The organism is Desulfobulbus propionicus DSM 2032 (assembly GCF_000186885.1).
In the GTDB taxonomy this organism is placed as follows: Bacteria; Desulfobacterota; Desulfobulbia; order Desulfobulbales; family Desulfobulbaceae; genus Desulfobulbus; species Desulfobulbus propionicus.
On sequence record NC_014972.1, the window covers coordinates 163,654 to 182,284 of the forward strand.

Consider the following 18,631-nt stretch of genomic DNA (forward strand, 5'->3'; position numbering starts at 1 on the left):
TCCTCCGTTGGAATCAGGGGGTGACAGACCCCTTCCAGGGCGCTGGGGTGTTGAGGATCGCGGCCGGGTCCAGGGCGCTGCCCTTTTGGAACTCGTAGGTGGTGAACGAGTCCGGCCCGGTGTCGCCGCGCAGGAAGCGGATTGCCTGGGCGAGTTTGCGCTCGATCTCGGGCAGGGTGACCACGCCGGTGGCAATGGCCATGGACTCCTGACGGTCCTGGCGGATGAGCAGCAGGGTCGGGGTGACACTCACCTTGAAGCGCAGGGCCAGGTCTGGTTGAGCGGTGAGGTCCACCGGCCGCACCTGCCAGCCGTGGCGGTCGACGAAGTGGGCGAGGATCTCGGCCTGCTGGGTGCAGAACCCGCAACCCGGGGCGACGAAGAACAGCAGGGCGTGATCAGTGCGGGCCGTGTCGATGGTCCGGCTGATCTCGTCCTGCTGCAGCCGCACCCGCGCGGCCACGCCCGGGGTGGAGACCGGGTACACCTGGTTGAGGGTAAACAGGTCGGCCCGTTTCTGGGTGACGTACTGGGTGGCGTTGGCATAGGCCAGGGCCTTGCGCCGGGCGATATCCTGGATGGACAGGTACTCGAGGATGTTTTGTTCGGTCGGGTACTGGACCGCCTTTTTCTGCAGGCCGTTGAGCAGTTGCTGGAAGTCGTCCGGATACAGAGTCCACAGTTCCTCGGTGGAGTAGTTGGCGAGGGAGACATCGCGGGATACAGACTGCACCGATGGCACCGGTTGGTCCGGAGGTTGTTCCACCTCCGGTTCGGCCGGCGGATCCTCGTACCAGAACCAGCCGTGCTTGCTCTGGTCGTAGAACCCTGGCGTGTCTGCTGAGGACCGGTTGTCACCCCAGGCGAGCGTGGCCACCAGGACCAGCGCGCAGCAGAGGCTACCAGAGCGGCAGGGCCTGATGGAGGATCTCGCGTGCATCGACAAAACCAAAATACCTGCTGTCATAACTGCGGGGATGGGTGCCGACGAGGAACAGCTGTCCAGTCGGCACCGGACCGTTGTGGGTGAACCGCGGCAGCGGCCGCCCCTGGTTGTCGGTGGCAAGGGCCTGACCAAGCGGCCGGCCGTCGCAGGTGAACCGGTGTTCCGCGTCCACTTGCAGCCACCCGCCCGGCCGGCAGCCGACCCGCTTGATCATCCGTTCCCGGTTCGCGTTCAGTCCCTGGCGGACCTGGGCCAGGTCGCGGTGGCGGAACACCAGGTAGTCGCCGGTCTCGATCTGTGCGGGCACCGGCCGGAGCAGGAAAACCCGGTGATCGAGGGATGCGCTGGTGGCCACGGTGATCTGTCCGGGCAGCCAACTACCTAGCAGGCAGCTGGCGAGCACTATCAGGGCCACCACCCGCTCGTGGCGGTTCAGTCGCCAGTCACGGTCAGGGGATGCGGAGTTCGGGTTCGCGGCCATTTTTGAGCACCACCTCCTTGAGGAGGATCGTGCGGTTGGGCGGCTGCGCCCGGAACACCTGCTCCAGCTGCTCCAGCCCCTGTTGCCACTGGGCCTCGGTGATCTCGCCATTGGCGAGCAGGGCCTGCTGGGTGCGGAGGTAGCCCTTCAGGTCAAAGGCCACCACCCGCGGCACGAACCAGCGGTCATAGGTGAACAGGCTCACTCCGGTGACCACCAGGGCAATGAGCACCACTTCCAGGTAGCCGGGCCGGACAGATTGTTTTTCTGGGACCAGTGGCGTCATTGCCCACCTCGCAGGCTGGCGATCAGGCCAGCCAGTGCCGGGCTGTCCGCCGCTTTGTGGATGCGTTCGAGCAGCACGGCCAGTTGGGCCTCGCCCTGGACGGACCAGGCGCGGCTGCCGTTGTCATAGACCAGGGTCGGGACCTCGGTGACACCGTATTGCCTGAACAGCACCGGATTGATCCGCAGGGGTACCTGCACCCGCTCGCAGCTGTTCGCGTCCGTGTCCCGGCAGGTCGGTTCCTTCTGCAGCACCCGCTGGAAGAAGCGGGTGTTGCTTGGCCAGTCGTCCAGTCCGTGCGGCAGGCCGGCGAAGACCGGGACGACTTGTTCGTCACCGAGACGGGCGGTCCCGGCCAGCAAGCGGCGGAGCGCGTCCTCCCCCATGCTGCTAGAGAGGAAGAGGTAGAGGTGCTCACTGGTCGCGAGTTGGCTCGTCTGTTGTTTTGGATCACCGGCCTGCGTGGCCTTCAACGTCTCCGCGACCTTTGCCCGCTCGCCCTGCAGCCGTTTCTGCACGGCCGGCGAGGCGAACCGTTCCATGACTTGTCGCGCCGCTGCCGTTCCGGCCGCAGCCTGGCGATTGGCGGGCAGTTCCATGGTTGTGGCCGCTGCCCTGGCCGTGTCGACCACCTTCTCCACCGCCAGACCGGCCGCCTGATCCCGGGCGGCTTCCTGCGCCTGCGCCACACCATCTTTGCTCTCCTGTTCTGTCCTGTTGCTGGCCCCGGCCGGCTGCACCGCGATCAGCAGGGCCAGGACCACCAGGCCTACTCGCAGCAGGTGCAGCATCGCTGCCTCCGGTAAACGACCCAGAGGAACTCGTCGTTCGGGCCGAGTTCGCCCATGAACGGCGGGTTGGCGCCGGCGTCCCAGGTCGCGGTGGCCCGGCCGATGGGGTGCACCCCGCGGATGGACGGCCGGGCCAGGTTCATCTTGTAGTGGCTCTTCACCCATACCGGCGTGTACGCGCAGCCGCACTCGGGTGCGGGGTCGCAGATGAGGCCGATGCGGTTGAGCTTGTAGAGCATCCGGTAGGCCGCGGTGGCATTGGCCTGAACGATGTTGTCATTGTCGACGTGGCCGGTCATGGGGTAGGTCAGGCCGCCGCTGCCCAGGCACCAGGGCATGGCGTCGAGTGGCCAGCCGGCGTTGGCCGCCACCGCGTCCGCGGTGCAGGCCAGCACCATGGCCTTGTTGGCAAAGAGCGCGGCCTCGGGCGTGAGCAGGGCCGCCAGTTCGTCGCTCTGCCAGAGCGGATCGAACTCGCTCCACCAGGTACCGTAGTCATCGCGGGCACAGAGCCCGACCATGAGCGGCAGGAGGAAGGCGTGCGCCTGGGCAAAGGTCGACTCGTTGGCCACGTCCACCGCGTCCGAGCTTTTGTTCTTGCCGCCCAGCTCATCGAGCAGCCCCCCACCCACCGACTGGCCGAGCATGGCCGAGTAGAAGGCCACCGAGGAGGTGTCGAGCAGCAGGAAGGGCTCCCAGTAGCTGACCACCAAGCCCGGCTCGACAAAGATCGGCGGTGGCCGCGGGCAGACGCAGACCCCCTCGATGGTGAACTCGATCTCCTCCCAGTGGATGTCGGTGAGCGGGTTGAACGGCACACCGGTCTTGGCCAGCGCGGGGACCGCGGTCAGCAGCAGGACCGTCAGAAGGAAACGTTTACCGGGGGCGACCAAGGGACACCTCCCGGATGACGAGTTGACTGTCCTGCTCGACCACAATTGACGGCACGGCCCGCAGTTGCAGACGCTGGGCGATGTCCTCGGTCAGGTAGACGACCGGCCGGACCAGTTCATCACGCAGCGTTGCGGCCAGACCGCCGCTCAGCAGGAGCAGCACCCGGTGGTTCGCGCCATAGGGCGAGCCCTTGAACCAGGACACCTGCTCCGAGTCGCTGCCGTCGATGACCACCAGCGCCCCGGACAGGGAGACGTACCGCAGCGGGTTGAAGGTAAAGCCGGCCGGGTAGTGGATGGTGCCCTGCGCATCGACCAGGTCCTGCTCCAGGGTGTGGGTCAGATCCACCATCGTGGTCGTGTCCTTCGTTGCCCGCGGCAGGACGTGCAGGTTGGCCGGCTGATACCGTGCCTGGGCACTGCGCAGCTGCTCCACACCAACGTTGACCGCACGCTGCCGCAGTTCTTCGGCCAAATCAGATTCGATGACAGCCGAGGTCGGCCCGACCGGTTCCAACTGCACGATCTCCCCGGCACGGGCCAGCGGCAGACAGGCCAGTAACAGGGTGCCACTGGCAAGCAACAGGGTGACAGTCAGCATCTCAAAGCGCACCATCAGCCCTTCGCGCGACCATCTCCAGGATGGCCTCGTGATAGCTGGCCCCTGCCTGCACCATCCGCTCGATCTCGGCGATCTCGGTGGGCTTGGAGGTGTAGATGAAGTAGTCGTAGTCGTTGACCACCAGCCGGGCGACACCCAGGCCAAAGGGCGTGTCGAGGAAGATCTCCGAGTACTGGGGCGGGTTCGATTTGACGCTCCGCAGCAACTGGAGGACAAAGTCGTCGTAGTCGATCAGCCCCTGCTTGCGCGCCTGGTCGAAGTCCGAGGATTCGAGATAGATCTTGAAGGCCGAGTTGCCGTTCACCACCCGGCCGACCTCGCCGAAGCTGTCCAGGTCGAGTATCGACTGGGTGATGATCATGAAGCTGCCGTTGTACTTGCGCGCCCGCCGGTAGCCCTCGTTGACCACCGGAGCGAGCATGGCCGCCTTGCCCAGGAACTGCCAGGCCTCGTCGAAGATGATCAGCCGCGAGCGGGACCGGTCCGAGAGGTAGAGATCCTGGGTGACCGCGTTGAGCACCAGCAGGGTCACCACCCGGTAGAGGTCAGGCTGGATTTTCAGGTTCTCCAGTTCCAGCACCACAAACGCGTCCCGGTGGATGTCAAAGGTCGAGGGACCGACAAAGAACCGGCCGTGAAAGCCGTGGCTGGTGAACTCGCGGATGTTGAAGGCGAGCTTGCGCGCCACCTCGACCAGGGCCGGGTTGTCGCCCATGCTGTCGAAGTCCGCATCCGGCACGTCCGGGAAGCGGGCCAGGAAATCGTAGACCGTGTCCGCATCGGCCGCCTGGCCGCACTGTTGCCAGGCCCAGCGCACCGCGTTGCGCATCATGTTCAGCTCGGTGTCGTCGCAGCGGTCTGTGTCCGAGTTGGAGTAGGCCATCTGGGCGAACACCGCGGTCACCGACTTCAGCTCCTCCTCGGGTTCCTCGATGTTGGAGAAAGGGTTGAGACAGACCGTGGTGCCGGGCTGGAAGTCCAGGTAGCGGGCGCCGAGCATGCTGGCGATCTTCTTGTAGCTACCGCCGATGTCGATGATCCGCACCAGGGTGCCGCAGGCGTGGTAGTTGTAGGCCAGGTAGTTGACCAGGAACGACTTGCCCGAGCCGGTGGTTGCGCCGCAGACGATGTTGTGGTTGGGCGCGCCCTTGGCAAAGAAGTCGAGCGCGACCAGTTGGCCCTTGCGGCCGACAAAGAGCAGCCTGGGCGTGCCGCCGGTGCCGGCGAAGTCGCCCTGCACCGGTAGCAGCGGTGTGACCGCGGGCACCGGGGCGATGAAGTCCCGCTCCAGGTTGTCGATGTTGCGGCCGGAGGTGTAGAGGCAGAACGGCAGGGCGGAGAGGAAGAGGATTTTCAGAATGAACGTGTCCTGCTGCATGACGTAGCCGTTGTCCTCCCACAGCCGCCGCGCCCGGGTGCAGGACTCCCTTGCCCGCTCCAGGTCCTGGTCCCAGACGAGCAGGATGGGGATGATGCGGACGAACTTCACCCCGTGCTCCAGGGCGTCGGTGGCCTCCAGGTGCTCCTCCTGCTTGCGCCGCAACAAGGGCGAGAGCGAGCCGATGGCCTGCTGGTTGAGCAGCAGGTTGCATTTGGCGTGGATCTTCGTCTCCAGCCCCTGTTCGAAGAGGAGGTTCAGGGTGTAGAGGAACCCGGTCTTGATCTGGTCCATGTCCGAGATCAGGCCCCAGATGCCGCCAAAGAGCGAGTTGGTCTGCAGCGGGTCGATTTGGGCCGGGATGGTCTTGGGGGTGGTGCAGCAGAAGTGGTTCGCGCCCACCTGCAGGTGGTCGCCGTGGTCGCGGATGCGCGTGTCCGCGCTGAGGATCTGCTTGCGCAGTGGCAGGGTCTGGTCGTAGGCGGAGAAGTTCTGTTCCGGATAGCCGTCCGGGTAGTGGTTGAACAGCCGCCGCGCCCATTCGAGCAGCGCCTCCGGCCGCAGGGGTCGGGGCGAGAGCAGGGCCGCCCGGAGGGTCTCGGCCAACTGCCGGCGGATGTCCTGGAGCGGCTTGGTCCGGTTGCGGTCCGCGAACTGCTCGGGCCGGGGCACCTCCGGGCTGTCGCCGGGCAGCTTGACCGCCACGAACAGGCGGAAGTTGCGTACCGGGATGTGGCTGCAGGCGGCGAGCCCGTTCCGGCCCGCGTCCATGAAGCGGACGATCTGCTCGGTGCTGGTACGGACGATGATGTCGTCCACGGTTCGGCTCTCACGGTAGCTGGTGAGGATCGGGCTGATGTGACTGTCCGCGTGGAGGATGAGCTGCAGCACGCTGCCCTTGGGCAGGCCGGCGCGGAACAGTCCTTCAAGCCCGGTGAGCGTCTTCGGGCCGGCAAAGGTGAGCGGCGTGCACTCCCACAACAGGCCCAGGCTGCAGTCCTGGTTGAGGTAGACGTCCAGGTCCGGGTCATAGGCCAGGTAGTTGAGGAAGGCCGAGAACGGGTGCCGTCGGGTCAGCCGGTCCAGGTCTGCCTGGCGGAGATGGGAGCCCGGTGCAAGGCCCAGGCGGCGCAGGAGGGAGCGCATGTCAGTGCTCGCGAACCTCGGTGAGCACCCACTCGGCCGGTTCGATCTCCAGGTAGGCGTAGCGGCTCATGAACAGCTCGTTGGCTTCACCGCGGTAGGGTAGAAGGAGCACGCGCAGGATCTTCGGCGGATTGAGCAGGGGCGTCTCCGGCGCCGCCAGCAGATCGCTGATGGCCCGGTAACGCTCGCCCTGGGCCTCGTCCTGCACGGCACTGGTGGTCTCGGTGGCCGGATCCGGCACCCGGGCCTGGCGGTAGGCGGTGGGCGTGTCCACGCACTGGCCCTCGCTGTCCTTGGCCCGGCAGCGGAAGTTCTCCTCGTAGGGGTTGACCGCGTTCTTGACCGGACCGCAGCCACTCAGCACCACCATGGCCAGCAGGCCAATGCACATCCCTTTCATCGCTTTCCTCCCGGTTGATGGCGGGCCAGCCCTTCACTGCGGATGTCCCTGATCTCCAGTTCCTTGCCCTCGGAAACAATCACCGTGACCTTCTTGGCCGCGCCCACCTCGATCACCGGCGTAGTCTGCTTGACCAGGTCGAGGTAGAAGTCACTCATGGTCTGCGCCCCCTGGGACAGGCCGGTGCCCAGGGCGGACTTGCCCACCTGCGAGCTGTCGATGGTGGCGGTGGAACCGAGCGCCGAGGTCGAGGTGGTGGTGGCCGCGGCCTTGAAGGCATCGCCTGCGCCCTCGAACAGGCCGGCGACAATGGCCCGCACCGTGGCCGCGCCCATGCGCGACACCACCCGGCCGGACAGCCCGACCTTGGAGTCAGCGTCAGTGACGAACCCCTTGACCGGGGTGTCAATCACCGCCCGGCCCTCGTTGCTCAGGCAGGAGAGCGAGACCAGGCGCACATCGGCTCGTTCCTTGTCGAGCCGGCCCACGGCCTCGGCGACCACGAAGCAGCCGGACAACTCCGCCTTGACGTCGTTGGGCAGCACCGCCGGGGTCTTGATGCGCAGCAGCAACGGTTCCGGGCTGTTCTTGCTCGACCCGGAGGTGGCCGCGTCAAAGCCGGTGAGCAGGTTGGCCTCCATGAACGAGGGCGGCAGGTAGACCGTGCGGCGCTTTTGGCCGCCCAGATCCTTGGCCAGGGTGTCGTTCTTGACCACGGTGATCTTGCCGACCTTCTTGCGTTCCTTTGCCGGCACGGCCAGGCCGGGTGTCTCCATCCCGGCCGCCGGCAGGGGCGGCGGGAAGGATTCCCTGGCCCGCGCCACCGTGTCCGCGTCCGGGATCTCGGGCAGGGGTTCCTTTTTGGCAGCGGATTCTTGAGCAACCGCCCTCTCCTTGGCCACCCGGTCCAGTTCCCGCTGCATGGTGGTCACCAGTCCTTCCAGGTCTTCCAGCTTGCGGCGGTGTTCGCGGAAGATGGTCTTCTCCATCAGGTCCTCTTCGAGCCGCAGGTCCCGGCCAGCACTGTCGGCCTGGTCGTGCTTGCGGCCCGAGCGGGCATGGTAGCCGGTAACCGTCAGCGTGATCAGGAGGACACCGAGCACGGACCAGATGACCGTCTTCCGGCCTGCCGGCGTGAGTTGCTCGAACCGTTCGCGCAGGCGCATCACTCGCCTCCCGCGGACAGGGCCGTGTCCAGGGTTTCCATGGCGCCCGGATCCCGCTCCTTGCGTTCCACCACCAGCACCCGGGTCGAACCGCCGGGCTGCAGCCGGTGCTCGACCAGGGCCACGGCCAGGATCGGGTTGCCGATCCGGGCGTCAAGGAAGGTCTTTTCCGCGAGTTCGCTCTCCGTGCTCAGGCGCGAGGTCACCTGAAAGCTCTTGAGCCGCAACCCAACCCCGTCCACCTCGACTGTCTGCCGCAGGCTGACCTGCAGGTCCGGACAGAGAGTGACGTCTTCCTTCTGGTCGCTCACCCGGTAGCTGCCCGGGTAGGCGCCGCTGTAGCCCTCGCGCAGGAGCTGCACGGCCTGTTTCTCCAGCGGCAGGTTGCGGTAGCGCTCCAGGTTCTCGGCCACGGTCTCAGCCTTGGTCGCGGCCAGGCGCACGGTCACCGCGCTGGTCTCGGTCGGGGTACCGATCAGGGTGTAGACCGCGCCGTTGCACACCGCGTAGATCTCGCTCGGCTCATCAGGGTAGGTGCGCTTGCCGTCCGCCTCCTCGGCGATGAACTTGATGAAGGCGTTGTTGCCCGAGAAATGACCGGTCAGTCCCTTCTCCTCGGAGAAGATCAGGTCGGTCATGGGGCCGGGGCAGACGATGCGGTTGATCTCCCGGCTGGAGAGTTCCACCAGGGTGGGTACCTCGGCCGGTACGCCGTTCTCCGCCAATCCTTCACCGGCTGCCATCAGGAGGCAGCAGGTCACGGCCAGGGTCGTTCTCATGGTTGCTCCTCCGCGGGGTTGTCCTTTTCCTTGAAGCTCAGCAGGCTGAACCGGCCGTCCCGCACCTGGTAGGTGATCCGGTAGGTGCGGGTGGTGTTCTCCAGCCGGGTGGTGCCGGTGAACTGCTTGAGATCGCCGAACACCTCGATCAGATCCTCGGTCACCGAGAACTTCTCCGGGTAGAACACCGAGCTGACCTGCGACTCCTCGATCCGCCCGGCCAGCGAGTACCACCGGGCCGAGGCCTCGGGATAGGTCTCGGGCGCGTAGTAGACGAGCAGTTCGTTGAACTGGCGGCGGGCCGTGTGCGGTGAGTAGGTGGTGGCCAGGCTGACGACCCGCTGGCCGATCTCGCGCAGGTAGTCGTCGCTTGGCCGTCCCTGGACGAACTCCACCGTGCCGGTCATGTGCGGTGGGATGAGGATCACCCGCTGCAGGCGCACGGCCCGGTAGGTGAGGTAGGAGGTGGCCACCAGGCAGGCGCAGAGCACGATGACCAGGAACCGGAGCAGCTGGTTGGCGGCGAACAGGTTGCTGCTCTGCTGCAGGTAGGTGGTGATCTTCACTCGTGAAACTCCTGCTGGAAGTACTCCGGGCAGTTGCGCATGCGCAGCAGTCCGCCCACGTAGAGCAGATGCTTGAGGAAGCCGCGCGGCTTCTGCCGCTTGGTCCGGATGTAGGCGTACTGGATGGCCACAAAGGCGATCCAGGCCAGCCCGCCGTAGACCAGGGCCACGGTGAGGGTGAACAGGAAGATGGCCAGCTCATCCATCTCGAACCACAGCACCTGGAAGGGTCGCGAGAGGTACTGGGGGAACTTGCGGGAGGATGAACCGGCCATGGCTCAGCTGATCAGAGCGCCGATGGTCTCGACCACGGTGTTGGCCCGCAGCAGGAAAGCCCCGCCGAGAACCACGCCGGCCGCCGGCAGGATCATCTGGCGGATGGCGAGGATTGCGGCCACGCACATGCAGGCCACGCCGCCGGTGAAACCGACCGGGCCGAGCAGGATCTGGTTGACGCCGATGTCGTACAGGTCATAGGCAAAGGAGCCGCTGGCCGGCACGGTCATGGCCAGGGCGTTACCCGCCTGCAGGAGGATCGCCAGCAGGGCGACCGGGGTGGTGCGGTGTACTCGTTGTCTCCAGGTTCTCATCCGCTGCATCTCTTTACGCTCCGTCGTGGTTGGTTATGGCTGCCGGCCGGGCAGGCGACTGGTCCACAGGGACCAGTGTCACCCGCCGGTTCAGGTGTCGTTTGGTCGGATTGGTGCTGACCGGATCCGTGGCGCCCTTGCCGCTGACCGTGGCCACTGTGTAGCCGCGGTCGCGGAGCAGGGTGGCGACCTGCTCGGCCCGCAGGCGGGAGAGGCGCAGATTCGTTGCCTCGGTGCCCAGGCTGCAGGTGTGACCGGTGACCACAAGCGGTGTAATCGGGTTGACCTGGCAGTGGCGCAGGCCGGAAATCAGCTGGTCGGTTTGACCGGGTTCCGGTTCGGTGCTGCCCAGCGGAAAGAGGATCACCGGCAATGAGCACGGAGCATCCGCGTTGGTTGCCTCTTCGGCGCAGGCCTGCCGGATCGATCCGCTCGTCCCGGTGATGAGGAAGGTGTCGCTCACCGCCAACCGCACCGGTCCTGCGACCAGGGACAGGCTCGCCGGCCTGATCACCCGCGCCCACAGTGGGGCGGGGGCAAGTAGCAGTCCGGTCAGCAACAGGCAGATGGTGCAAACGTTCATAGGCTCCTCTCACCCCCTTTTTCCCGGGGGGAGGACATGATTGCGGCCGTTCCGGGGGAAATTTTTTTCCCGCAGCCCCTCTGTCCCGATTCGGTAACCGCCAAGAAACGAAGTTTCTTCTTTCTTAGTTTGCGGTTTGTAAGAGACCGCAGGGCTCTTGATTTTCTTTGACCAGGTCCCGGTGCCGGGCCACCTGGGCACGGTTCCGGATGGTCAGCACCCGCCGGAGTTGAGCCTTGGTCAGCTGGAAACGGAAGGTGGTCTGGATCTCGTCAACCACCAGCCGCACGGCGAGGCGCACACCCGGCTTGCTGTTGTAGAACCTCGAATAGGCGTACCGTTCCCACTTGCTGTTCAGGCTGACGGTGCGCAGGAAGCTCTGCCGTGTCTGCAGGGACATCCGGTTCAGTTGCGGCCGAAGGATTTCTTTGTTGCCCCAGACCTGCTCCAGCAGGCGCAGGCCAAGCAGATCCTCCCGACAGGGCGGATCCTGGATGAGGTGCTGCCGGTGCAGGTAGAGCAGCACCTTCCTGGGAATGGGTGAGTGGCGGGCGAAGTCATCGAGGGTGGGAAGCTGATCGTTCATCAGGCAGCCTCGGCGAGCTGATAGAGGATGTTGTGCAGCAGACGGCTGAAATGGCGACGGCTAAGGTGGAAGTGCTCGGCAGCCTGGTGCATGTTGACCGGCCTTTCCTGGTTGAGGATCCAGCGGCAGATCTCCTGTTCGCGCTGGCTCAGTCCCCGCAGGGCCGCATCGATCTCGATCGCCAGGAGCTCAGGCAGGGGTGATGCTGCCTCCAGGGTGCAGGCGTCCAGGAGAACGTCGTTGGCCGGCTGGACCGTCTGGATGCCGCTGGCCAGCCGGAGGCATCGGGTTTTGAAGATCACCCGGAAGAAGGGCACGAACCGCTGCGCTGCTTGTTTGTTCTCAGCCGTAGTCAGGGCTTGGAAGGCGGCCATGGTCGCCTCCTGGAGCAGGTCATCCTCGTCGGCTGCCATGTGATTGCGGTAGGGGTTGGCGATCCAGTGGATGAGCCGCATGTTCTCGGTAACCCACCTCCGCGCTGTCAGCCAGGTCTCCTGGTCGGTATCGCGTGGCTGATCCGTTGGGTCGGTCATCATGCGTCCGGGCGGCTCGCCCTTCTTTTAAGATTAAAAAAAGATTAAAAAAGATTAGGCGCTTTCGGGGGCTGCCCGCAAACCTTGCATTGATGGGCTTTCCCGGCGTTTTGCCGCTTTAGTATTACGGCTGTTATGCACATCCCTGTGTGGCGGTTGTACCGACGTTGGTGCGATCGCCCTACCCTACCCCGTCACTCGTATACCTAGCCCAACCTGCGGAAATACCGACCCCGCACCACGGTTATCCCCACTCTCAGGTGGTACCCGAGGTTTTCGGTAACCGTTTGTCGACGTGGATCTTGTCTTCCTGGTCGATTTGCCAGGAGCCGAGAAACCCACCACGGACCAACTCGTCGAGGGCGATTCGGAGCTTGTAGCGGTAATCTGAAAGGCGGTGGCAATTTGAACCGCAGAGGTGACGGAGGGTGCTAACCTTCGTGGGATACGGTGTGCGATGGCTGGCGTAGAAGCCATGCAACCATTTGGCAAGGTCGGTTTTCAGCTGCACATGTTGCCGCCACGGGATCTGCGTCCAGCCGGCATCGAACAGCCTGACCATTCTGGGATTGCACTTGAGGAAATAACTTCGCTCTGTCTCGTTGTAGATGAATTCGTCAAGGAGCGAGTCAGCATAAGAAAAGGGTTGCGTCCCGATGGCAGTTGGTGCCTCCAGGTCGATCTCAACAGCGGAGGTGGTCAGGCGCCAGAGCGATTCCTTGAGCCATTGACGGTTTGGTTTGCCATAACTCCGGTGGATGCCCGTGAGAAATCCCTTTGCCGTGAACCGGACCAACTTCCCGGTTGGCTGAGCCGAGGCCAGATAGAGGGCATGAGCGAACACATCAAGATCAGCCTGGTCCAACTGCCAGCCAGTGTAGCGAATCTGCAGACCACGGATAGTGGGCAGAATTTCCTTGTTGACCATCTTTCGCTGACCCCGCTGGACCATGCCGAACAGCGCTGACCGCAGGAATACGTTGGGTATCCCATGCATTCCGGCAGGACAGGTTGGAAGAAGAGGATGCTCCTGAAGCACGGCAATCTTTGCCCGGATTTCCGGGGAAAGAGACTGGAGGCAACGGTCCAAAATGGGGTTTATCCTCTCCAATCCATGCGAGTTTTCAGCGTGTAATGGCATGACCGGCCTCTTGCTTGGGTTTGCGTGACTGGGTGCGGATGTCATCGTTTCTGAATCTGAAGGCAACGACGCGGTCTGCCGACCTTGACCGTGCGGATTCGTGTGCTTTGAAACCACTCATTCAGGTCAGACTCCATGATCAGGACGGTTTTGCCCGGCTTGTACGCCGGCAGATCACCCCGCTTGATCGCCCGGTGGATGGTGTGATAGCTGCACTTGACCAGTTGGGCCGCTTCTTCAATCGTGATGGACGTGTCGCGAATCATGGGCGCATACCTGTTGGACCGCATGGCGGATTTCTTCGGGAGTACCCCATACCCAAGTCACCCTGCTGATGCCGGTGACCGCTTCCAGGCGCACCGCCACCTTGCGCGGGCAGGGACGGTCGCCATGGATGATGTGCGACAGGAAATCCGGGCCGATCTGCGCTTGCCGGGCGATCTCCTTCTGGGTGAATCTCTTTTTGATAGGCTTCATGGTCAATGATGTAGAGTGATGGCGGAGAAGTGTCAATTGAAAAGCGGCGATTTTTTGGTTCAATATACTGTTTTTTCAGCAAAAATTGATCTATTGATCAATAAATGATCAGGTGATCATCAAATGGAACGAAGGGTCACCGATGGTTGCAGGGAACCTGGCGTTACCAGCGAAGCGCCTTCATCCGCTCAAGGCACGCCGCTTTCCTGGTTACGATAGGAGGAACCGGGGCGCCTGGCTATCGAGTCCTTTTTTGCATGTGCGTAACACCTTATAACTTTGATTATTTTGACCAATAACGCGTCCATTTTTGCATGTCCGTTCGACCCGACTGGTAAAAGAAGGTATTTGCCCGAAAAGTCGTCACAAACTTGACGGGACGCGTCCATCTTTACAGGCTTGGGGGCGGATGCGGCGGGGGGTGGTTTCTGGCGTTTTTGGCGGTAGGTACGCCAGTAGTCGGGGTTGTTTTTCTGCCAACTCTGACGGGCTCTCTGTTGGTTGTCGACGTAGTCCGGATCGGTCGCCATTTTATTTCGTTGCCAGGCGTTTTTTCTGGCGCGCTGACATTCGGTACGCCCGCAATACTGTTGATTTTTGACGTGCGGATTTGTTGGCAGACAGAGGTGACAATGTTTGCACCGGAAGGGTTTCATGGTTTTTCCATCCCTGACGTTGTTGGACGCCATAGGTTGATAATCACGGGAAAAAATTACCCCGCACCATGAATTTTCAGCTGAACCTCCAGGCCAGTATCTGGCAATACAGGGAAAATCGTGGCCGATTCGATTCCTCTTCTAAAAATTGATCAAATGATCTATTGATAGCCATGAGCAACGACATTCCCACCCAGTTCCGTACAGCCCTGAACCACCTCCTGCAGCAGGAAGGCAGGGGTGCCCAGGTCCGCTTGGCGCGGACTGAGAACATCGACCGTGGCTACCTCAACGCGATCATCAAAGGACGCAAGCCCGGCGCCGAGGTTATCCGGTCCCGGATCGCCAACCACTTCGGCATGACGTATGAAGAGATGCTGCTTCTTGGCCGGCGACTGCTGGCGGGGGGCACGGATGCCGGTACAGAATCAGGAGGGACCGTATCCCAGCGAACGGAACTGGAAGGGAAAGGTATCGGGGAGAGCCACGGACTGCAGGAGGATGCTGGCGTTCACCTCGCCGGCACCCTGCGCAAAGCGCTCGATATTCTCGAGTCGAAAACAAAGTTCAGCGAATCCCTCGTCGAGGTCATCGCTGTTTACCACGAAGTGCTGACAGCGGGCAGGGATCAGGAATTGGACACCCGGTTGCGGGCGCTGGAAGAGCGTGTGCGGCAGATGGCAGAAAGGCTGCCTGCTGGAACAAAAGGGCGGAAGAAGAGTTGACGAGTTACCCGGGCCGGTGGTGTGACTGATCCGGTCCCGTTTCTTTTGGCATCGGGCTACCCGGTTGCATGCTATTTTCCCCGGACAAAAGGGACAAAATGGACAAAACCCCTGCTCGTGGTGGGCGTTTCCAAAATTCCTGCTTGGTTGCGATCAGGATGGTGGTGGAATGTTTTTTCGTATTTCCTCTTCCTTGGCGGAATTCGACAACGGTGTGTAACAGCAACAAACGGACACTGCCTGTTTGTTGTCTTTTCTATTCTGTTCTTCTCTTGTCTGTTCTCCTGCGTGACGTCACGTGACACTAACCGTGACACCGACTGTGACATCTGGGGCGACTCCGAGAGTGACCTGCGCATCAGTTTTATCTTTTGGTCATCGAGGATGGTTACATCATTTCTCCCAATGCCATCGACTTCTCTGAGTTGTGGTGCTGTCCGTCACGGATGAAAAGGCAGAGGTCCACTACCCCTGACCGTGACACGACAAACAGAGTTGGACTGCAAATTCCATTTGATTCCAGCCACGGATTCCACGCGATCCCGGCCAGTGATTCCAGAGGAATCCCACCAGGCATCGAGGAGGGTGGCGGCGCGTAGAACCACTTGGTAGAGGAACCCTTTTGCTTTGCCATTCAAAGCGAGGGACGGAGTCCCTAATTCTTCCTTCCTTGCGATAGGGGGAATTACCGGCTGGCCGAGACTTTAGGCTCGGCCAGCCCTCTTGGAACGCATAGCACCCGCCCTGCCCTCTTCGGCGGGGATCGCCCGCAAAGACCAGCCTCGACAATCCTCATAAAAAACAGGGGATTGCCTGCAAAAAACTGTTATTCTCGCCCAAGAAACTATAAAGGGCTTCAAGGCACGTTGCGTACCATGGTTCGCAGTGATATAATGGAAGGAGTAGAGAGAATGGCACGACTTGCAAAACCAAAACGGGTCATCGTCTATGCGGATCAGGAGGGCAACGAGCCTTTTACCGACTGGCTCTATGGGCTGAAAGACAGCATGGGGCGAAAGCGCGTCTTGATCCGAATTGCGCGCCTTGAGCAAGGGAACTATGGCGACTGTGAGCCGGTAGGGGATGGGATTAGCGAATTACGCATGTTCTTTGGTTCCGGCTATCGGGTTTATTTCGGGGAAGACGCGGATAACATCGTTGTCTTGCTCTGCGGCGGCGACAAGGGAAGCCAGAAGAAAGACATCAAACAGGCGAAAGCCTATTGGCGGGAGTATCTGACCCATGAAAAACTATAGATCATTTTCCGACGTTGAAGAATCCTACTTCCGCGACCATCCGGAAGAGATGGATGAATATATCGTCCTCATGTTTGAGGAATACGCCAAGGATGGCGACACAGGGGCCTTGCTCTCGTCGCTGCGTGTCCTGAGCCGCGTCAAGGGCGTGACCAAGATAGCCGAAGAAACCGGCCTGAGCCGCAAGGGGGTACAGAAAGCCCTCTCCGAAGACGGCAACCCCGAGTTTGCCAGCGTCAACGCCATCATTCACGCCATGGGCTATCGCCTGTCACCGCAAAAATTGAACGCATAACTCTGCCTCTCTGTGCGTAAATCTCCAATCCATGCTTCTTTAAAAGAGCGGCGAAAAGGATGACTCTTGACCAGTCAGTTGGCAGAGTGGTTGGAAAATCAGGGCGAGAAGGATCTAGGGACGCTGTTGTCCAGTTTGCCTGGAACGCGACACAAAAGAAGAGAGCGTGAAGCTGATGCCTTGTGTGTTTCGTGTGGCGTGAAAGAACCGAAAATCAGCTGCAGACAGGTTGCTGGGAGACAATGCCTATCCTTCCACGCAGCTCACATAAATGCGCCCAAAAATGCGACTAAATAATATAAATAATTAAAAATAAAGATATTTATCAGGATTCCTAATCCTGGTGCCGCAGGTTCGAATCCTGCCTGGAGCACCACAAAAACAATGAGTTGGTCGATTGTCTAAAAACTAAAAATTGACACTAATTGACACTCGTGAAAAGCCGTAGCAAGCCAAGCTACGGCTTTTCTTTTTTGGCCATTTGCTCGTATTCATTCATACCCTTGCCGCCCTGTTACGCCTCGTTAACCGATATACTCCCAGTAGCGGAGAGCAGAACCCTGCGCACATTAGGGGGGACTCCGATTTTGTATTGTCGGCGCACGGCTATGCATCTTGATTTTACAATTCGCTTTATAGATACCGCATCGCCCTGATTTCCGCCGAGAACGTGGTAACAATCTGAGTCTTCACCGACATACAGGCCAACGTGCCCACCTGATCCTCTCTTAAAAACAAGTACATCTCCGAGCTGTGCAGAAGGTGACTTTGTCCCCCATTTAGCCCAGGATCTTGCCCAGAGAGGACTGTCCGGCATATCCTTTCCAGACCGACGAGCCACAATGGCCATAAACAGCCCACACCAGGGAATAGAATCAGCGTTGTAACCTGCAATGTTACATTCCTCCGCCCAGGCCAGGATATCTGGATTGTTTTCCTCCCCAACCACTTCTTGAGTCCCGTAAAGCCTCAAGGCCTCAAGCAGCATTCTGGGGGCTGGCTCATTGGCTAACCACGCATACTCTTCAGGCAATTTTTGCGATCCTGTCATCCTGTCCTCCTTCAGTACGTTTTCCTGTATCGTGCAGCGTTACTGTAGAAAAACTATCAATTAACCTTCCCATTTTTAATCATATCAATCAAGCATCAACCTTTTCGGCTCCTGATTGCTCGCGGGTCTGTTTGAGCTTTGTACGTCCCCACGCGTAGATTCCGACAAGCGCTGGCAACGCAATATCCCCGCCAAGCAGACCATGGGATCTCACCTGGATAGCCTCAGCCTGCTGCTGCATATCGCTTAACATGGCGATTATCTCCTTGATGTCAACACCAAGGAACTGCATCCCAACAATGGCAATTACGGCCCACACCATTTTTCCCTCGCTGTTTCGCTCCATCATTGCTCTCTCCTTTCCCCGTGTGGAGGGGGATAGATTTCAATCTTTCTTCGTTCAAGCCGCTCAAAAATAGCCTTGATATCTTCCTGCATTTCTCCGATCAGGGCTTGAATGACGGCGATGTTCGTCCGGATTTCCCCGGCCTGTTCCAACTGCTGCAGGGCCGCGGTGGACATGGACTGCTGCACGACCGTCAAAATTTCCTTTCGTAGATCGGCAACGATCTGTTCCTGGGTAGACTTGAGCGATTCAAGCTGTTGTTCGAACTCCCGGGATTTTCTGCCGGCTATAAAGGACCAGGTCGCCACGGCGATCAAGGCTGCGCTGATGGCGCCCAACACCTCACGCCACCAGCTTATTTCTTCACCTGTAGGCATCTTCTCTCCTTCATGGTCTCGCCATAGAGCCCGGACAGTGTAGGCGACCCCGGCCTCCGGGCCGATGTTGCCCTCGTCCTGGCGTCCCAATGCTGGTTTGTCCCATCGGGGGTGCTATAGGGTGGCGGCCAGAGTAAAAAGATTGTCAATTTCTTCGTTGGTCAAACCCATTGCCCCGGCTATCGTGGTCAGCGTCGGCCAGTCTCTCTGTATTTCCTGCGCGTACTCCCACTCAATCCGCGCCCGGTCTCCAGCATCTCCCGCCATGTTGGCAACGGCGGCCTCTGCTTGGGTCAAGAGTCCGGCCTGAAGCAGGGCCAGCCGCGCCTGGCGCATGGTCACCGATGGCGGCACCGGATCATTGACGGCGGCAGGGCATGGCGCGATTGCACCAAACTCCCCGGCCATGGCCCGCTGGTACAGATCGCGGTTGTAGTCCTGCGGAGAGTCTGGGGTGGCGTGGAATGGGATCTCGCCAAGCTCGGCGAATGTCGCCAGCAGGTCGACCCCGCCGGTAGGCGTGGCAACAGGTTTTTTTGCTGAAATAAAATTCATGGGGTC

The 18,631-nt window shown here is 61.3% G+C and carries 26 protein-coding genes; 3 read left to right on the top strand and 23 right to left on the bottom strand.

The window, feature by feature from the left end:
* Positions 1 to 13: 13 nt before the first annotated feature.
* From DESPR_RS00730 to DESPR_RS18165, 19 genes are all read right to left on the bottom strand, one after another.
* Entirely contained in the window at positions 14 to 940 is a 927-nt protein-coding gene (locus DESPR_RS00730; RefSeq protein ID WP_015722891.1) for a conjugal transfer protein TraF, read from the bottom strand.
* Entirely contained in the window at positions 900 to 1,427 is a 528-nt protein-coding gene (locus DESPR_RS00735; protein WP_015722892.1) for a S26 family signal peptidase, read from the bottom strand. The genes DESPR_RS00730 and DESPR_RS00735 overlap by 41 nt, the downstream gene beginning before the upstream one ends.
* Positions 1,396 to 1,713 (bottom strand): hypothetical protein, encoded by a 318-nt coding sequence (locus DESPR_RS18160; RefSeq protein ID WP_015722893.1) that lies wholly within the window; start codon positions 1,711 to 1,713, stop codon positions 1,396 to 1,398. The genes DESPR_RS00735 and DESPR_RS18160 overlap by 32 nt, the downstream gene beginning before the upstream one ends.
* Positions 1,710 to 2,504, bottom strand: a complete 795-nt coding sequence (locus DESPR_RS00745; RefSeq protein ID WP_015722894.1) for a TrbC family F-type conjugative pilus assembly protein — start codon at positions 2,502 to 2,504, stop codon at positions 1,710 to 1,712. The genes DESPR_RS18160 and DESPR_RS00745 overlap by 4 nt, the downstream gene beginning before the upstream one ends.
* On the bottom strand, positions 2,483 to 3,397 hold the full coding sequence (locus DESPR_RS00750; protein ID WP_015722895.1) for a TraU family protein: 915 nt from the start codon (positions 3,395 to 3,397) through the stop codon (positions 2,483 to 2,485). Before DESPR_RS00750 ends, DESPR_RS00745 begins: the two co-directional genes overlap by 22 nt.
* Entirely contained in the window at positions 3,381 to 3,998 is a 618-nt protein-coding gene (locus DESPR_RS16870) for a hypothetical protein (RefSeq protein WP_169701488.1), read from the bottom strand. Before DESPR_RS16870 ends, DESPR_RS00750 begins: the two co-directional genes overlap by 17 nt.
* Before the next feature lies 1 nt (position 3,999).
* On the bottom strand, positions 4,000 to 6,543 hold the full coding sequence (locus DESPR_RS00760; RefSeq protein WP_015722897.1) for a TraC family protein: 2,544 nt from the start codon (positions 6,541 to 6,543) through the stop codon (positions 4,000 to 4,002).
* A gap of 1 nt (position 6,544) precedes the next feature.
* Positions 6,545 to 6,943, bottom strand: a complete 399-nt coding sequence (locus DESPR_RS00765) for a TraV family lipoprotein (RefSeq protein WP_015722898.1) — start codon at positions 6,941 to 6,943, stop codon at positions 6,545 to 6,547.
* On the bottom strand, positions 6,940 to 8,109 hold the full coding sequence (locus DESPR_RS00770; RefSeq protein WP_015722899.1) for a TraB/VirB10 family protein: 1,170 nt from the start codon (positions 8,107 to 8,109) through the stop codon (positions 6,940 to 6,942). The genes DESPR_RS00765 and DESPR_RS00770 overlap by 4 nt, the downstream gene beginning before the upstream one ends.
* Positions 8,109 to 8,888: a TraK domain-containing protein gene (locus DESPR_RS00775; protein ID WP_015722900.1), complete on the bottom strand. Its 780-nt coding sequence runs from the start codon at positions 8,886 to 8,888 to the stop codon at positions 8,109 to 8,111. Before DESPR_RS00775 ends, DESPR_RS00770 begins: the two co-directional genes overlap by 1 nt.
* Positions 8,885 to 9,454 (bottom strand): type IV conjugative transfer system protein TraE, encoded by a 570-nt coding sequence (locus tag DESPR_RS00780; protein WP_015722901.1) that lies wholly within the window; start codon positions 9,452 to 9,454, stop codon positions 8,885 to 8,887. Before DESPR_RS00780 ends, DESPR_RS00775 begins: the two co-directional genes overlap by 4 nt.
* A complete protein-coding gene (gene traL, locus DESPR_RS00785; protein ID WP_015722902.1) occupies positions 9,451 to 9,729 on the bottom strand; it encodes a type IV conjugative transfer system protein TraL in 279 nt (92 codons plus the stop codon). Before traL ends, DESPR_RS00780 begins: the two co-directional genes overlap by 4 nt.
* 3 nt (positions 9,730 to 9,732) lie before the next feature.
* Positions 9,733 to 10,044, bottom strand: coding sequence for a hypothetical protein (locus DESPR_RS00790; protein ID WP_169701489.1), 312 nt, complete (start codon positions 10,042 to 10,044; stop codon positions 9,733 to 9,735).
* A 13-nt stretch (positions 10,045 to 10,057) separates the two neighbouring features.
* Complete coding sequence (locus DESPR_RS16875) at positions 10,058 to 10,627, bottom strand: OmpA family protein (RefSeq protein ID WP_015722904.1); 570 nt, start codon at positions 10,625 to 10,627, stop codon at positions 10,058 to 10,060.
* A 124-nt stretch (positions 10,628 to 10,751) separates the two neighbouring features.
* Complete coding sequence (locus tag DESPR_RS00800) at positions 10,752 to 11,213, bottom strand: hypothetical protein (RefSeq protein ID WP_015722905.1); 462 nt, start codon at positions 11,211 to 11,213, stop codon at positions 10,752 to 10,754.
* A complete protein-coding gene (locus DESPR_RS00805) occupies positions 11,213 to 11,749 on the bottom strand; it encodes a sigma-70 RNA polymerase sigma factor region 4 domain-containing protein (RefSeq protein ID WP_043769446.1) in 537 nt (178 codons plus the stop codon). The genes DESPR_RS00800 and DESPR_RS00805 overlap by 1 nt, the downstream gene beginning before the upstream one ends.
* A 253-nt stretch (positions 11,750 to 12,002) precedes the next feature.
* Positions 12,003 to 12,932 carry a plasmid replication initiator TrfA gene (gene trfA, locus DESPR_RS00810; RefSeq protein ID WP_081457912.1) on the bottom strand — a complete coding sequence of 310 codons (930 nt, stop codon included), beginning with the start codon at positions 12,930 to 12,932 and terminating at the stop codon, positions 12,003 to 12,005.
* Positions 12,929 to 13,153, bottom strand: a complete 225-nt coding sequence (locus tag DESPR_RS00815; RefSeq protein WP_015722908.1) for a helix-turn-helix domain-containing protein — start codon at positions 13,151 to 13,153, stop codon at positions 12,929 to 12,931. The genes trfA and DESPR_RS00815 overlap by 4 nt, the downstream gene beginning before the upstream one ends.
* Positions 13,125 to 13,364 (bottom strand): helix-turn-helix domain-containing protein, encoded by a 240-nt coding sequence (locus DESPR_RS18165; RefSeq protein WP_015722909.1) that lies wholly within the window; start codon positions 13,362 to 13,364, stop codon positions 13,125 to 13,127. Before DESPR_RS18165 ends, DESPR_RS00815 begins: the two co-directional genes overlap by 29 nt.
* An 829-nt stretch (positions 13,365 to 14,193) precedes the next feature.
* Between DESPR_RS18165 and DESPR_RS00830 the strand changes: the two genes are divergently transcribed.
* From DESPR_RS00830 to DESPR_RS00845, 3 genes are all read left to right on the top strand, one after another.
* The gene (locus DESPR_RS00830) at positions 14,194 to 14,745 is read left to right on the top strand and encodes a hypothetical protein (protein ID WP_015722911.1); all 552 of its coding nucleotides are present in this window, start codon (positions 14,194 to 14,196) and stop codon (positions 14,743 to 14,745) included.
* Positions 14,746 to 15,656: 911 nt separating this feature from the next.
* Positions 15,657 to 16,001: a type II toxin-antitoxin system RelE/ParE family toxin gene (locus DESPR_RS00840; RefSeq protein ID WP_015722912.1), complete on the top strand. Its 345-nt coding sequence runs from the start codon at positions 15,657 to 15,659 to the stop codon at positions 15,999 to 16,001.
* A complete protein-coding gene (locus DESPR_RS00845) occupies positions 15,988 to 16,296 on the top strand; it encodes an addiction module antidote protein (RefSeq protein WP_015722913.1) in 309 nt (102 codons plus the stop codon). The genes DESPR_RS00840 and DESPR_RS00845 overlap by 14 nt, the downstream gene beginning before the upstream one ends.
* Positions 16,297 to 16,810: 514 nt before the next feature.
* Here the strand turns inward: DESPR_RS00845 and DESPR_RS17605 are convergent.
* From DESPR_RS17605 to DESPR_RS00865, 4 genes are all read right to left on the bottom strand, one after another.
* The gene (locus tag DESPR_RS17605; RefSeq protein ID WP_015722914.1) at positions 16,811 to 17,347 is read right to left on the bottom strand and encodes a TIGR02594 family protein; all 537 of its coding nucleotides are present in this window, start codon (positions 17,345 to 17,347) and stop codon (positions 16,811 to 16,813) included.
* Between the two features lie 88 nt (positions 17,348 to 17,435).
* On the bottom strand, positions 17,436 to 17,696 hold the full coding sequence (locus DESPR_RS00855; protein ID WP_015722915.1) for a hypothetical protein: 261 nt from the start codon (positions 17,694 to 17,696) through the stop codon (positions 17,436 to 17,438).
* On the bottom strand, positions 17,693 to 18,070 hold the full coding sequence (locus DESPR_RS00860; RefSeq protein WP_015722916.1) for a hypothetical protein: 378 nt from the start codon (positions 18,068 to 18,070) through the stop codon (positions 17,693 to 17,695). Before DESPR_RS00860 ends, DESPR_RS00855 begins: the two co-directional genes overlap by 4 nt.
* 114 nt (positions 18,071 to 18,184) lie before the next feature.
* A complete protein-coding gene (locus DESPR_RS00865; protein WP_015722917.1) occupies positions 18,185 to 18,625 on the bottom strand; it encodes a hypothetical protein in 441 nt (146 codons plus the stop codon).
* Positions 18,626 to 18,631 lie beyond the last annotated feature (6 nt).